This window comes from Fluviicola taffensis DSM 16823 (assembly GCF_000194605.1).
In the GTDB taxonomy this organism is placed as follows: domain Bacteria; phylum Bacteroidota; class Bacteroidia; order Flavobacteriales_D; family Crocinitomicaceae; genus Fluviicola; species Fluviicola taffensis.
The window spans coordinates 4,496,603-4,509,942 of the sequence record NC_015321.1 but is presented as its reverse complement, the minus strand read 5'-3'; the positions used below and the strand labels follow the sequence as shown (position 1 = coordinate 4,509,942).

At 33.3% G+C, this 13,340-nt stretch carries 17 protein-coding genes; all 17 read right to left on the bottom strand.

Translation table 11 applies throughout. The features are described 5' to 3' along the window. Window positions 1-112 precede the first annotated feature (112 nt). On the bottom strand, window positions 113-547 hold the full coding sequence (locus FLUTA_RS21065; RefSeq protein ID WP_013688695.1) for a hypothetical protein: 435 nt from the start codon (window positions 545-547) through the stop codon (window positions 113-115). Continuing rightward, on the bottom strand, window positions 548-829 hold the full coding sequence (locus FLUTA_RS19835; protein WP_218916781.1) for a KilA-N domain-containing protein: 282 nt from the start codon (window positions 827-829) through the stop codon (window positions 548-550). It abuts the gene before it with no gap. Window positions 830-899: 70 nt separating this feature from the next. After that, window positions 900-1,478: a nucleoside monophosphate kinase gene (locus tag FLUTA_RS19830; RefSeq protein ID WP_013688694.1), complete on the bottom strand. Its 579-nt coding sequence runs from the start codon at window positions 1,476-1,478 to the stop codon at window positions 900-902. Between the two features lie 56 nt (window positions 1,479-1,534). Then, window positions 1,535-2,077, bottom strand: a complete 543-nt coding sequence (locus FLUTA_RS19825) for a hypothetical protein (RefSeq protein ID WP_013688693.1) — start codon at window positions 2,075-2,077, stop codon at window positions 1,535-1,537. A 1-nt stretch (window position 2,078) separates the two neighbouring features. Beyond that, entirely contained in the window at window positions 2,079-2,234 is a 156-nt protein-coding gene (locus FLUTA_RS21660; protein ID WP_013688692.1) for a hypothetical protein, read from the bottom strand. Window positions 2,235-2,354: 120 nt separating this feature from the next. Continuing rightward, on the bottom strand, window positions 2,355-3,443 hold the full coding sequence (locus tag FLUTA_RS19815) for a protein kinase domain-containing protein (protein WP_013688691.1): 1,089 nt from the start codon (window positions 3,441-3,443) through the stop codon (window positions 2,355-2,357). A 3-nt stretch (window positions 3,444-3,446) separates the two neighbouring features. Beyond that, the gene (locus FLUTA_RS19810) at window positions 3,447-3,857 is read right to left on the bottom strand and encodes a DUF3010 family protein (protein ID WP_013688690.1); all 411 of its coding nucleotides are present in this window, start codon (window positions 3,855-3,857) and stop codon (window positions 3,447-3,449) included. A 12-nt stretch (window positions 3,858-3,869) separates the two neighbouring features. Beyond that, window positions 3,870-5,594, bottom strand: a complete 1,725-nt coding sequence (locus FLUTA_RS19805; protein WP_013688689.1) for an AIPR family protein — start codon at window positions 5,592-5,594, stop codon at window positions 3,870-3,872. Between the two features lie 287 nt (window positions 5,595-5,881). Continuing rightward, window positions 5,882-6,244 carry a nuclear transport factor 2 family protein gene (locus FLUTA_RS19800; protein ID WP_013688688.1) on the bottom strand — a complete coding sequence of 121 codons (363 nt, stop codon included), beginning with the start codon at window positions 6,242-6,244 and terminating at the stop codon, window positions 5,882-5,884. 68 nt (window positions 6,245-6,312) lie between these two features. Continuing rightward, the gene (locus FLUTA_RS19795) at window positions 6,313-6,774 is read right to left on the bottom strand and encodes a hypothetical protein (RefSeq protein ID WP_013688687.1); all 462 of its coding nucleotides are present in this window, start codon (window positions 6,772-6,774) and stop codon (window positions 6,313-6,315) included. Window positions 6,775-6,899: 125 nt separating this feature from the next. Beyond that, on the bottom strand, window positions 6,900-7,487 hold the full coding sequence (locus FLUTA_RS19790) for a hypothetical protein (RefSeq protein ID WP_013688686.1): 588 nt from the start codon (window positions 7,485-7,487) through the stop codon (window positions 6,900-6,902). A gap of 91 nt (window positions 7,488-7,578) precedes the next feature. After that, window positions 7,579-8,418: a DUF5829 family protein gene (locus tag FLUTA_RS19785; RefSeq protein WP_013688685.1), complete on the bottom strand. Its 840-nt coding sequence runs from the start codon at window positions 8,416-8,418 to the stop codon at window positions 7,579-7,581. A 171-nt stretch (window positions 8,419-8,589) separates the two neighbouring features. Further along, window positions 8,590-9,192, bottom strand: coding sequence for a hypothetical protein (locus FLUTA_RS19780; RefSeq protein ID WP_013688684.1), 603 nt, complete (start codon window positions 9,190-9,192; stop codon window positions 8,590-8,592). Window positions 9,193-9,288: 96 nt separating this feature from the next. Next, on the bottom strand, window positions 9,289-9,783 hold the full coding sequence (locus FLUTA_RS19775) for an SRPBCC family protein (protein WP_013688683.1): 495 nt from the start codon (window positions 9,781-9,783) through the stop codon (window positions 9,289-9,291). Window positions 9,784-9,887: 104 nt separating this feature from the next. Next, the gene (locus FLUTA_RS19770) at window positions 9,888-11,462 is read right to left on the bottom strand and encodes an IS1182 family transposase (RefSeq protein WP_013685580.1); all 1,575 of its coding nucleotides are present in this window, start codon (window positions 11,460-11,462) and stop codon (window positions 9,888-9,890) included. A gap of 236 nt (window positions 11,463-11,698) precedes the next feature. Next, complete coding sequence (locus tag FLUTA_RS19765) at window positions 11,699-12,499, bottom strand: hypothetical protein (RefSeq protein ID WP_013688682.1); 801 nt, start codon at window positions 12,497-12,499, stop codon at window positions 11,699-11,701. 144 nt (window positions 12,500-12,643) lie between these two features. Next, complete coding sequence (locus FLUTA_RS19760; protein WP_013688681.1) at window positions 12,644-13,240, bottom strand: ankyrin repeat domain-containing protein; 597 nt, start codon at window positions 13,238-13,240, stop codon at window positions 12,644-12,646. Window positions 13,241-13,340 lie beyond the last annotated feature (100 nt).

Here is a 13,340-nt window from a genome sequence, read left to right as displayed (position 1 = left end):
TGGGAATGATTCTATTTCCAAATCTATTGATTCGATTAGGATAATTTCTAGTTCGTTTTATGAAAATTGGTTGTTAACGTTCTGTATAAATGGTCATTTTAATGCTGCTGTTTTACATTTGAATCCTCCTAATTCCCTCAAGACTAGTATGTAAAATATATACTTCAAATCGACCATATGTATCCACCCATGTATCGGCATCACAATCATAATGTAGGGTGAATTGGGTATTGAATTTTGTCAAATATGGATTCTTAGAAAAAGGACCTTCGATAGTAATTCCTTCTAAGTTAAATCCTTTAATTAAATGACTTTCTTCGTTACTATAGAGTCCAGAGTTTTCTATGTAAAACCTCAATAACTTTTGTGATTTCTCATCGATTTCAGTGAGACTTTCATTTACAACATTAAGAATCATCTGAACATAATCCCAATTAACAAAGTCGTCTGTAATTGAATTACCTGGAATATCAATTTCAAGGAGTGTGTCATTAATTGAAATATTCGCTATAAACCCTGTCTTGTCTGATTTGAATTCTTTTATCATCTATTTCTTATTTGCATCGGTATGAATATAGTAGTTTAGTTTAGCCAATTCTCTTTTGGCTGACCAACCAATTTGTTTTTGTTCTTCGTCTTTAAGTCTTTGAAATTCGGTTATCAAATAAAGCTTAAATGGTACGCCGATGGCTGATCCAAATTCAAAAGCAATGTCTTTATGAGCAAACGTACCACCATATTTACCTTTTCTTACAATTATTCCGATAGCATTAGTTTTCTCAACCCATTCAGAAATACTGAGTACAAAACTAGGAAGATCTGCCTGCATTTTAAAGTGGTCAAATTGTACTACTTTAAAATTGGGGTTATCTCTTACTCCTCATAAAATAGACAACGTGTTATGCACTTTTTATTTTTTCCATAAAATAGGATCTCATGTCGTTCGTATGCTCATAATCAACATCAATTGTCTCGATGCCATAATCCACTTTCCACAGTTCAATTAGTTTATGCGTGTTTTCTTGGTTCAGTTTTATTTTCTCAAGCAAGGTGTCAGTTGTAATCTCATATTTTGCGGTGTACATAGTACCAAGTTTCATAAACTCCTTTTGAGCTACATAGCTGAGATTAATCAATCTTAAGTGCCAAATTTTGTCTAGTTGAATTTCCAAATGATTGAATAAAGACTTAAACCCAACAAATTGTTCTTGGGTCTTTGGATAGTTGACCATTAATAGGTCTTTGGTATCACGAAGAATCTGATTTTCGAGTATCGTGTTTACAAATTCAATTGGAAGAAGAACTCCCTTGTCTATGTATTCTTTTATTTTGAGCCCTGTTTCACTTTCAGCCTTGTATTCAGTCCGTATTAAATCTCCCAATGAAATAATCCGAAGATCAAATTCTGTTGCAATTAACTCACTGAAATTATCTTTTCCAGTGTGTATGTCAGCATTCACTAGTTGGATTTTTCGCATGGCTATTTTCTGTTTTGGATAAGGGTTTGGAGCTTGTACGCTGTTGCCTAACTTTATTAGTATTCCAACTCACCATTTATTATCTGTTTCAAGTTTTTACGGTCAATTTTCCGTTTGTTGGATTTGATTTTTTGTTGATACTTGTTTTTATCTCCATCAAAGTGGATACTGCTTTCTGCAAGCCAAGAACCTTGCTTTACCATTATTCCATTCCAGTTGCAATTAGTATCTCCACAATTATGCTTTGAATATTGACCAAAATTCCTGTGTTTTATTCTCTTATCTAATAATATCAGTTGTTGATTTCTGATTACATCACTCCAAATCTTTTCTTCATCACCTTTTGTGATTTCTCGTCCTAAATACTCAACCTCTACATATGTTTTAGGGTCTTTGAGCTGAAGAAAATCGAAAGTCTTTTTAAATTTTTTATGTGCGTACTCTCTGATATCAAGTTTATCTTGAAGCAAAAGTTTTTCATTTTCGATTAGTGAACGATATAGACCCAAGGTATTAAAATCGGTATACTTCTTATAATTATCAATATAGAAGTAATACTCCTTTAAAGTTAGCATGTTGAATTTTTGACCTATTTCCATTTTACTTTATTGATAGTACTTTTTCTGTTTTAACATTCAGTTCTCTAATTAAATCTCCCAGTGAAATAATTCGAAGATCAAACTCTGTTGCAAGTAACTCACTGAAATTATCTTTACCAGTATGTATGTCAGCGTTCAATACTTGAATTTTTCTCATCTTGATTTTTTGGTTTGGATAATGGGTTTGCGGATTTGCGATGGGCGGGGTTTTCAGCACAAACTGTCTTTGGAACACGAAAATCCGCCTTTTGGGTAGGTGCTGTTATGGGCTATTATTCTATTTACTCTCAATGTTATCAATGTGTTTTTGAAGCTTATTGTCACTAAAATCTTTTCTCCAATCAGTTGTTGTGTTGCTCCATTCAGTTACAAGTTCTTTTTTACGTTTCACAATTCTATAATTCCTTTTTGTCTTTTTATTAGTTGCGTGAATTATGTCGTTGTCCACCCACCAATCTTTGGAAGATTTCTGATAATCAAATAATGCTTTTAAGAAGTCGGCACAGGTTGAAAAACGCTTTTTTATTTCTGTATTTGTTGCATTTTTTATTATAGTTTTTAGTTTCCTAGAAACGAAAATAGGTAAGGTGTCAAGGTCAATAATTTTACCTTTTACAATTAATTCTTCAAGGTGATTTCCTAAAAACGTCTGTTGTTCAAATGGATTTAGTTGATTGTATTTTAATAACTTTCTTCCGTTAAGCCATTCGTGAGGCTGTTTCATTGGAAAATGTCCACCTAAAACTTGATAGAGAATAATCCCCATTTGATAAAGGTCAGATTGTTTGGTGTATTTGTTATCAAGAATTACTTCTGGAGGTCTGTATAGAAATGTATACTTTGATGCAGAAACATAATCTTGACCGTCTGGAATTTTTTTTATTGTCCCAAAGTCAGCTAAATATGCCATACCATCATTTTTGTCAACTAAAACATTGTAAGTTTTAAGGTCGCGATGCACAAGGTTAAGAGGTGGTTTGTGTAATTCTGTAAGTCCTTTCAAAACACCTTGAATAATTGAAACTGCTTTTTCGGTCGGCAAAATATAATTGTCTATAATATTTTGCAAATCACCACCACTAATTTCAGGGGTCAAATAATATGCTATTCGGTCGTTGATAATTCTTGCATCAATCAATTTAAGAATATTGTCATGTGTAATTTGTTTGAGGAGTATTGGCTCTTCGTGTCCATCTCCATTTTCGTCAAGAACGTAAAATTTCAATGCAACTCTGTCGTCAAAAATTTTACGTTTCCCAAAATACAATTCTCCAAAACCACCTTTGTCAGAATATCGGTCAATATCAATGTCTGTCTGACTTCTAATAAATTCACGAATTATTGGATTTACAACATCGTCTTTCATTGCTTATGAAATTAAATATTGAGCAAGTCTTGCCGCATTTGTTTGATATTTGTTTTGCAGTTCAATGGTAGATACGTTTTTTTTATAGAATGCATTAAGTGTCAATGGCGATACAAACTGAACATCACAATTTTGATAGCATTGAATTAAACCTTCGAGTTTAAAGGAAACAGGAGAGGCTGCAAATTTTCCTTTGGTCATCCTTTTTAGAACCGCAATTTTAGTAGGATTTAAATTGTCGAAGAATGAATGTATTGTCGATTGAAATTCCCTTATTTCTGAATTGTCATAGTCGTCTTTAATTGTTATTGACTTAAAGTCTCCTGTAATGTTGGAAATGGTTCCATCGTCTAAAAGTTCAATAGCGTAAATAATTACTCTTGAACTGTCAATGTCGATTGCTATTACTTTCATAGTTATCGTTTGTTAATTGCTTCTATATCGTTCAATTAATTTTTTTGTCAGTAACTCCTCAAATGGACCAGACTTAGATATAGATGAACTTGTAGTAGTGCCAGATACAGTTTTAAATTCATCTATAGTTTCTTTCATAAATTCAACGGAACTTGTGAATATTTCATCCGTTAAACTTGGAATTTCTAACGTAGATAACTCAATATGAGTTGGATGAGATTTTTTCAATGCCTCTGAAACGAAAATCCTTGATGTATGATAAGTAAAAGTCCTAATTAAACTACGTTCTTCTTTATTAATTGCAGTGTTTTTTAATCTAGTTTCGACATTTCTAACTACTAAACAGCAATTGAGATAGGCTTGAAAGTTTAAATCGGGCTTAAAAATAGACTCATAGCTTTCCTTAGTTTTTATTAAAGTGGTTGGCTTGGCTCTGGCTTCACCAGGCTTTCTATTTAAAATTGCATGAATTGCTTGAGCGGTTGATTGAATAGCAAATATTTTAGAAATTGGTTTCCCTTGATTTTTATAAAAATTCTTTCGTCTATCATAAAAGTATCCTTTTTGGTCAAAAAATAATTCCAATTTTCTCTGAGTATCATCTGTTGCTCGAAGTAAAGCTGGATTTACTGGTGTTTGACGATTTGTTGCGGATATAATTTTATCAATTGTTTCCTTGTCGCTACTTTTAACGATCTTAACCAGAACAGATCTTGTATCATTTTCATCTTTGTTATAATTCTTGCCAACAGTGTATGACGTTTGAAGTCCGTTAACAATCTGCACACCCTCAACTTGGAGTGTCTTAGCTAAAGGACGTACTTCTTGAGCTATTATGGTGATACCATTATTTAGCCACCAAAAATCAGTTTCAAAATCAGAATTTAAAGATTCGTTTATTTTTTTATTAACATCAACATCTCCTTGATAATGTCTTACATTTTCTTCAAAAATTGATTCTCTAATGACACCATTATCATCAGTTATAAAATCATAATAATCGGGTAATTTAACAACTCCAATATATCCAATATTAGATCCTTTGTAGTCAATTGTACTTGGTTGCTCCTTGAATTTAAGTTCTAAATGTACCTCCGTTTTTTCACTATGAAGGCTCAGTAACTCCTCAGCACTATACAAATCAAATGAAACATTTGCATTATGAACTTTTGATTTTGCTTGTAATATTACCTTTTCTTTTTTCTCTTTAAAAGTGTCACTTTCATGTATTTCGTTTGAAACACAACCATAATAAAATTGAATATCTATTTGAGCCCCCTTAATTACTGCTTTTTTCCACACTTCTCTAAACCACAATATCCGTTCAACTAATTGTTCATTAAACAAACTTATTAATTTATCATAGTCAGACTCTAAATTCCAAACTGAATCCATTGAAATAAAAAATTTATTTACAACATCTTCTGAAAATTTACTATTAAATTTTGACTGCCCAATTACTGCTTTTATGGTAGAACCAGATTTAACAGTTATACTTTCTAGTTCTTCATCTGAGTTGATAACAGTATCATCAATTATTATTAAAAATGTATCAATACCTCCATCACTACTGCCGTCAACTATTGCTAATAGAAGATCTTCTGCTCCAAGGTTAGTTTTTTTATTTAACAAATAGAGAGTGTATAATTCGAAAGCATCAGATTGGCTCAAAGTAATTCCATTTTCAGAGATAAAATCATTCAAGCATTCAGTAATCATTACGGTATTATTGTTCATATTGCGTGTCTTTTTATTGATTAACCATTAACTTATTTTTAGCCGCAACTCCACAACCACTTATTATCAGTTTTGTTCTTGAAAATCAATCGAAAAGATTTAGAGAGGCTTTCAGTAAATAGTGTTTTGCGCGTTTCGCTTTTCAATACTAAGAAAAAAAAAGGAAAGAAAACTGCTGTTGGTCAATTTGTGTGAAAAAAGTGGAACTGCCGCAACAATTCCACTGGAGTATTTTTTAATAAATAGGGTAGTGCTAAGAAACGTTATTCCATCAGCTCCCTATACGTTCAGGCAAGTTCAATGTCCATTTTTGCAAGTAGCTTGTTCTGGATGGTGTAAATATGTTTTACACTTCCATTGAATAGTTCCTTTCCTTCTAAATCGGTTACAAGCTGATGAACCTGTACTTCAACGATTCCGTTTTGCCTTTGCTTGATGCTAATAGGTTCTACTTTCGGATTAATCTCGTTCCACTGTCTGGTCCAATATTCTCGAATTTCAGCGTGTCCTTTCACATAGCCGCCTTCGAAAGCTTTTGGCCATAGAATTTGGGGGTGAAATGTGGTAAGTGCAGCATCAATATCTCTAGCGTTAAAGGCTGAATAAGCGCTGTTTATGAGCGTAGTAATTGGGGCAGTCATGATGTTCATTTCGGTTTTGTGTTTTTAGGTATGACGTAGAACGTTTTGGCGCTTTTGCTTATTTGGTGTTAGTAACATTATTCAATTATTTCTTTAATACTCGTTTCAAGTCTGTAATGATCTTTTAAGACCTTAGAATCTGCTAAAATAATTTCAATAATTAAGGTCTTATTTTCGTAGTCAAACGGACCAGGCTTACAATCCCAACCCCATAAACCATTATCAATTTTTAAGCCTTGTACACTACCCCTGACAAAATCAGATTTTTCGTAATTCGGTATTGCAAAAAAAACGGTTGAACTATCCTTTTGAAGTTTTGGGAAATAAATACTGTAAAAAATCAACGTGTCAATATCGTATCCGGTTGAATTAACTAGTTTAACGGTTACTGGTTTGGGGATTCTAAGTTCATGTTTTCCATTGATCAGATTCATTTCTTGAATGTAAACTCCGTCAATAATCGAATCGGAAACCGTTTGTCCAAAAGCATAGCCTTGAAACATAAATAAGATGAATAGAGCTCTAATTTTGATTGTCATTTTGGTAGCTTATAACGTTCTGGTACTACAGCGGGTTTTGGGTTAAATTAAGCCCTATTTTCGGATTTGCCAAAACTTTCAAATACAAAACTAGCTTTACTTTAAGCCAATTATCCAAATCCGTTTCAGTAGCTGTTGGCTGTTTTTTTTATGTTACCAAGTGTTCCTGAATATAATTTAAGCTCCTTTACTTTTTGATTATTTACGTATTCGAGAGAGAGACAAGTCTTCTCATATAAATCCCAAAAAATGTCTTCTACAAAGGTTTCCTTTATTGTCTCTCTCAATTTGACTTCAGTTTCGTTGAAACCAAAGTCAGATAACTTTTGACCATGAGACTCAAAGTATGATCTAGTTATTTCTCCTTCGTTTGCGAAAATCCATCTTGAAGTCGCAATATTTGAGTCTACGAAATAGTAATTTACAGTTGACTTTAAGATTTCTGAAAGTTCTTTAGCAAAATTAATATTGAATTCAAAGTCCCAATATTTCCATATAAAATAACTCCAATCATTTAAGTCTGTCAGTAAAATGAAATTCTTGCTATCATCATCTTGCTCATAGAGAAAATTCCAATCTATTTTATTCAATATTTGCACCTCTGATAAATTTGAAATTGAGTATTTCTGTTTAATTTTTTCAATCGGATTTTTATCTTTAATGCAAAAGTGTTGAAGTCCTAATATTTCTATGTGTATTTGATCTTTATTCATTCAATGGTGTCTTAAAATAACAGCTATTATAAGATGCCGCTTTGGGGTGTAACCTACACAGGTCAAGCGGTTATGTTAAACAATTTCATTTTTAATTTACTTTTTCTAGTTCCCAAATTGCTTTGTTTCCTTCAATAAAAAGTTCAGAATTTCCTATTTGAATTCGTTCAGATTTATGTTGACTATTTAGTTTCATATAAATAGTAGTTATTCTTGGGATCAATTCTTCTTTATGAAACTCTATTTCTATAAAGTCAGTTGAATTAGAGAATCTTAATGTGTTTTCATTTGTAAATGTTTTTGAATAACCAATTAGTGTCAAATAATCTACAACATCTGTGGAATCTGAATTAGTAATAGAAACTCTTATTCCAGCTACATTGTTAAACAAATAATTTCTTGAAGAGTCTGATTCAGCAGGACTGTTGTAATCAACTGTCAAAAAAATTACTGAATCACTAAAAGCTTTTTTAGACCAATTCTCATAATGATTTTTGTTCATTTCCCAAGTTGTAAATAAATTCGTCGAGTCTTTAAAGTAGAGAGATAACTCATCGAATTCTTCATTTGTTGAATAATTGAACATTTTTTTAGCAGTATTTAAATTTTCCAATTGATTCACTTTCATTGAAGTATGACAAATCCAAGATTCACCAGGTTTATGGATTTCATTTTGGATACTTTTAGGATTGAAAATTTCAATATAATTGTCTTGACCTATAATATAAATACCACTATAACCATTCAGTTTTTTTTCTTGTGAATATGCAAAATTAGAATTTAGAATTTTGGACTTTAAAATTTCTTCATAAGTTGTTGAATCAACGATTACTAAAAAGTGATTAAGGACAATTTTAGGGGTGTTATTTTGTCCTTTTATTGATAAAGTTGTCCCTAAAAATAAACTTATTATGATTAATAATTTTGTCATTATTTTTTTGGTTTTAGTCGCCCGTTGTTATTTTAACTCGAAGTGAGAATCAGCTTCTTTCCGATATCCACCAGACCCGAAGCGTGAACTCAAGCGGTTTCTTATGACGTTTTGGGTAGGTGCTGTTATGCGTTCGTGCTGCTTCTCCGTTTAACGATTGTCGTTCTATGATTATAGTTTTTGCTTTTCAAAATAATAGTAGTATTCCCTTAGCCAGCTATGTGCGTTTCCATTTGGATACGAATGGCTAACGTAAATAATTAGATAATTGTCTTTGGAAATAATTGGGGTCCAAATACCTCTAAATTTGTCAGAAATGTCCAAATATCTGTTTATTTGAAATGTATTTTCCAAGTAAGATTCTTTTGAGTAAAAATTTTTCGGGATTGTGTCGCTTATATTAAATTCATTAAATATTTCGGCAATTGTCAACCATTTTTCTTGTTCACTATTATGATAAATATTGTTTATGCCAATAGACCTAAATTCATTTTTAGAGCCTGCTGTATGATCTTCTTCATAGCCAGTATGGACATAGTATATCAACTTCCATTTGTCATTTAAATTAAGAGGTGTTTTTTTAGGGTTTTTATTGAAACGAATTATTGTTGAATCAAACTCTGTTCTCAAACGTTTAATCAAGTCAATACTATCCAATTTACTTAAACAAGTGCCAAAAGGAATATTTTCAAACACACGGTCTTGTTGAGCAAAAGTTGAATTAAAATTGAAAAACCCAATGTAAAGGATGAATATATAAATTGTTTTTTTCATTTTATGAAGGTAGTTTGAGCTTTATACTGTTGTTTTTCAAGGATGACGCATAACGTTTTGCAAATGTGCTGTTAGCTGCGGGCATTCATTTCCGTTTTAATTATTCAACATTCCTTTAAGACTGGTGTCTTTATTTCTTAAGTCAATCCCGCCTTCATAAACAGATTTCAAGTTTACAAGAAAGAAAGACCAACCAGAGTCGCACCCAAGCCGGATTCCTTGTTTTGAATGATCATCTGTCGGAATATTTTTTTGCGTTAGTTCTACTATTACATAATCGTCTTGAATAGAAAGTTTTATATCAACTAAACAGTTACCTGCAAATGTAAATTGTATAAAATCCTTTCCATTCGTGTCAGTAATTTTACCGTGTTCAGGAGTGTCATATAAATACCAATTCCATTCGTAAGTAAATCCTTTTTCTATTGGCTTGTCTTTATTTATTGGTGTTTCGTTAGAGTCAGTGAAAATAGCCTTGCTTAAAAACCATTTTTCAATTTCTGATGCTTTTGTCCAAGCATAGTAAATGTCAGAAAGCTTTGCCTTAATTGCAATTTTTCGCGTAAATGTTGTCCAGTCGAAATTTGTCATTCTGTATGTTTTATTTGTTACGGATCCTCTTGTTGTTTTAGTGTTCTTCGGTCAACCTATGCTTACAGCTAACGTCAGTTCGTCTAAAAACCCATTTTAAGATTCTAAACAATCTGTTTTTTGGATAAATATACCTGTTTTAAGAGCGCTGTATAACTTGTTTCACAAAATGTTTCGGAGTAAATCCTTTCTTTAAAATCTTCGCAAATCGTCTTGAAATGGCTGCTCAGAATCAAAAATAGAAAACCAAGTTCTCTTAAGAAATTTTTGAGCTCATTTTGGTCAAGTAAATTGAATATTCGACGCAAATTGTAGCAGGTAAAAATCAATCCAACATCTGCAGTTGCATGTTTCATTGTCTTTTTAGTCATCACATAATAAAAATCCCATTGACGCTTTATGACACCGAACGGATGTTCCACGATTGCTTGTCGTTTGCGGTAAGTTTCCATGTTTCGTTGAAGTCGTTTTTTGTTTGCGTCAATTAAATCCATGTGTTCCGAACGCTCGATGAAACGCCCCGTTTTATTGCGTGTGCATTTTTCAAAAAGACTGCATGTCAAACAAGCTTTTGTTTTATAGTGTTTTACGCGGTTGATCGTTTTCCCGCTTGCCTTGTTGTACCAACGACCGTTTGTGGTGAGCAACTCTCCAGCTGGACAGGTATATTCATCGCGCTCCTTATTGTAGTTGAAATGTTCTACATCAAAGGAAATATCTGGAGCATGTGAAGCAACATCAGGGAAAGCTACCAATACTTCTACCCCTTGTTTGTGTGCGTAATCGAATTCGGTTCCAGTATGATAGCCTTTATCGAAAAGTATTGTGAAATCTGATTTTCCAAGAATGGTTTTAGCCCTGCGAGCCATTGCACCCATGGCTTTTGAATCGTTTTTATTGGTGACCTTAAAATCAATTGGAATGTTGTGTTTTGCATCAACGGTCGATTGAACATTATATGCCACCTCAGTTATGTTATTGCGCACAATCATTTGTCTGCTGTCGGGATCGGAAGTTGAAATTTGTACTTGTCCAGTTTCGTCGAGTTGCTTTTTATATGCTTCGTATTTGTTCTTGTACTGCTTGTGCTTATCGATTTTAGCGTTGATTTCCTGCTTTTTCTCCGCTGTTAAATCATTGTCTTCACTTGCCAGGATAGCACTGTATTCATTGAGTTTGTCGTCAATATAAGCAATATGACGCTCAATTTTCTTTTCGTTAAAGTTGTTTTTCTTCGAGTTCTGTGCACGCAACTTGGTTCCATCACCAGCCAGTAATTTTCCACCAATCAATTCAAAGTTTTTGGCAAGCGAAACCGTTGCATGAAACACTTTTCGGATAGCTCTTGGGTTATCTTTTCTAAAATTGGCAATCGTATTGTGGTCGGGCGCCAAACCTTTCATGAGCCACATCAGTTCAATATTACGTTTGCATTCCTTTTCCAATTGTCGGGATGAACGAACACGGTTCAAATACCCATAAATAAAGAGTTTCAATAAATCAGCGGGGTGGTAAGCTGGCCGACCGTTCTCTATAAACGACATATCGAAACCATAATCTGAAAGCTTTATGGCTCCAACAAACAAATCGATTAATCGCACTTCATTGTCTTCTGAAACCGCTTGATCTAAACAGAAAAACTCTGTCTGATTTCGATCTTTTCCTTGAATGAATTTCATACTTGAAGATAGCTAAAATCAGTTTTTTGGCAATCAAAAAAGGTTGATTTTTATGAAAATTCGTTTCTGGAAAAAGGAAGGGTTTTTAGACAGTTTGACGTTTTGCAGCTACAAGAAGTTGGCGATTTCGGAGACGAAAACTGTGTATGCCAGCACTGAACTTGTTACGAAGCACAAATTTTCATTTAAATACTGAACCCGCTTTTTTGCCAAACGCCTGTTAGCACCAGCTTTTCTCATTTTCTCTTAGTTGTCCAATATGTTCTTAGTGTTAAGTCAAACGGTTTCCATTTACCAAAATAACCTTCTTTGTCTCTATAATAAAGGTCAAAATTGTCGGAAAGGGATTTGTTACAAGTGATTTCAAGTTCAATTGTTGTCCACGAACCACCTACATTTTCCAATATGAACTTTTCATCTGGATATTTTTTCTTTATCTCCGCTTCAATTGATTTGAAAATTTTTTCGTCTTCGTCCAAGCAATCTTTTGTTCCTTCTTTGCACTTGTATGTAAATCTAAAACTGCCTTCGTATTCTGTCCAAAGTGGCTCAGGGGTCATTATGAGAGTTGTGTCATTTAGTATGCTGGTCCTGAATTGTCTTGCTTCTTGAATTGTCGTGAAAGAATGTCTTTGGTTATGAGGCTTTTTTAGTTTTCCGTAAAATTGTCTTAATAAATTAGGGTCAAAATAGAAGTAACCTTTGTCTGTTACAATTTCTTCACAGTTCAAGTTAATTGAAAATGATTCGAGAATTTGTCCTTGTCGACAAACAAAAACATTGTAGTGGTAACCGCAAGCATACATTTTCCCCGGCTTTTTAAATGTCCAGTCCTTTTTGAACTTGTTTAATATGGCAATGTCATCTGTGTAAAACTCACCTATACTGTCTCTTAGTGAATTTTTGTCGCTTTCAGAAAAAGTCCCAAGAATATAATAGCCTCCGTTATTGAAGTCATAGTCCTTCAAAAGTTGAGTCTGTCCGAAAGTCGAAACTGTCAGGAGAAGAAATGCAATATGTAGTAATGTCGTCTTCATAAAGTTGGTGCTAACGTTTTCGGGCTTGGCGAAGGTGGGGGGCACCCGAAAACCCAAGTCCGGAGCAGAGATTATAAATTTAACGGAAATCCTTCAACCGAAGCGTTTTCGCCCCACTCTTGCAAAACCTCTGTTATAAACAGTTTAATTCGACTCAGGTTCTAAAGGTAGATTCCTTTCTTTTAATTCCAATATCTCCTCTTCTGTCATAGTAGCCCCTTGTTTCTTGAGTTTGGAGAAAAAATGGGGGGAATTGTAATAAGCCATTCCCAAAATGGATCTTTTCTTGATGCCAATAAAATCTTTAGAACTAACTATGAGATTAATATTAGCCTGAGCGTCAATTAAAGATTCCACAATCTTTGGTGAAACATTTAATTTATTAATTACATATGCAAGACTACTCCAGCCATAACCATCTAAAACATTAGGATCAGCACCATTTTTCAGAAAGGAATCAAATAATTTTGAATATTCTTCAGTAGAATTATGACACTGCATTGCAAGGGCGGTTAAAGGTGTCTTCTTGTTTTCTATAACGTTCAGGTCAAATATTCCTGAGGAACAACAAATTTCACAAATGTCGGCATATCCTTTTAAAGGAAACCATGGATCCCTAAAATTTAAACAAGTATGTATGGATATACTAAAATCTTCAGCTGTCGAATTTGATACTAAATTTCGAACTGCTTCCACATCATGGTTGTCAATATGCTTTTTTAATTCCTTATCTAATTGCATTGTTTCATAACTTTAAATTGTTTATAACGTTCCCGCGCTACAAGCAGTTTGGGATTAAATAAGCGTCATCTTTCGGATTTGCCAAATCTTCCAAATACAA

Bases quoted from the DNA above. Each gene is read 5' to 3' on its own strand.
- FLUTA_RS21065 (WP_013688695.1), bottom strand. From the start codon at position 547: ATGATAAAAGAATTCAAATCAGACAAGACAGGGTTTATAGCGAATATT.
- FLUTA_RS19835 (WP_218916781.1), bottom strand. From the start codon at position 829: ATGCAGGCAGATCTTCCTAGTTTTGTACTCAGTATTTCTGAATGGGTT.
- FLUTA_RS19830 (WP_013688694.1), bottom strand. From the start codon at position 1,478: ATGCGAAAAATCCAACTAGTGAATGCTGACATACACACTGGAAAAGAT.
- FLUTA_RS19825 (WP_013688693.1), bottom strand. From the start codon at position 2,077: ATGGAAATAGGTCAAAAATTCAACATGCTAACTTTAAAGGAGTATTAC.
- FLUTA_RS21660 (WP_013688692.1), bottom strand. From the start codon at position 2,234: ATGAGAAAAATTCAAGTATTGAACGCTGACATACATACTGGTAAAGAT.
- FLUTA_RS19815 (WP_013688691.1), bottom strand. From the start codon at position 3,443: ATGAAAGACGATGTTGTAAATCCAATAATTCGTGAATTTATTAGAAGT.
- FLUTA_RS19810 (WP_013688690.1), bottom strand. From the start codon at position 3,857: ATGAAAGTAATAGCAATCGACATTGACAGTTCAAGAGTAATTATTTAC.
- FLUTA_RS19805 (WP_013688689.1), bottom strand. From the start codon at position 5,594: ATGAACAATAATACCGTAATGATTACTGAATGCTTGAATGATTTTATC.
- FLUTA_RS19800 (WP_013688688.1), bottom strand. From the start codon at position 6,244: ATGAACATCATGACTGCCCCAATTACTACGCTCATAAACAGCGCTTAT.
- FLUTA_RS19795 (WP_013688687.1), bottom strand. From the start codon at position 6,774: ATGACAATCAAAATTAGAGCTCTATTCATCTTATTTATGTTTCAAGGC.
- FLUTA_RS19790 (WP_013688686.1), bottom strand. From the start codon at position 7,487: ATGAATAAAGATCAAATACACATAGAAATATTAGGACTTCAACACTTT.
- FLUTA_RS19785 (WP_013688685.1), bottom strand. From the start codon at position 8,418: ATGACAAAATTATTAATCATAATAAGTTTATTTTTAGGGACAACTTTA.
- FLUTA_RS19780 (WP_013688684.1), bottom strand. From the start codon at position 9,192: ATGAAAAAAACAATTTATATATTCATCCTTTACATTGGGTTTTTCAAT.
- FLUTA_RS19775 (WP_013688683.1), bottom strand. From the start codon at position 9,783: ATGACAAATTTCGACTGGACAACATTTACGCGAAAAATTGCAATTAAG.
- FLUTA_RS19770 (WP_013685580.1), bottom strand. From the start codon at position 11,462: ATGAAATTCATTCAAGGAAAAGATCGAAATCAGACAGAGTTTTTCTGT.
- FLUTA_RS19765 (WP_013688682.1), bottom strand. From the start codon at position 12,499: ATGAAGACGACATTACTACATATTGCATTTCTTCTCCTGACAGTTTCG.
- FLUTA_RS19760 (WP_013688681.1), bottom strand. From the start codon at position 13,240: ATGCAATTAGATAAGGAATTAAAAAAGCATATTGACAACCATGATGTG.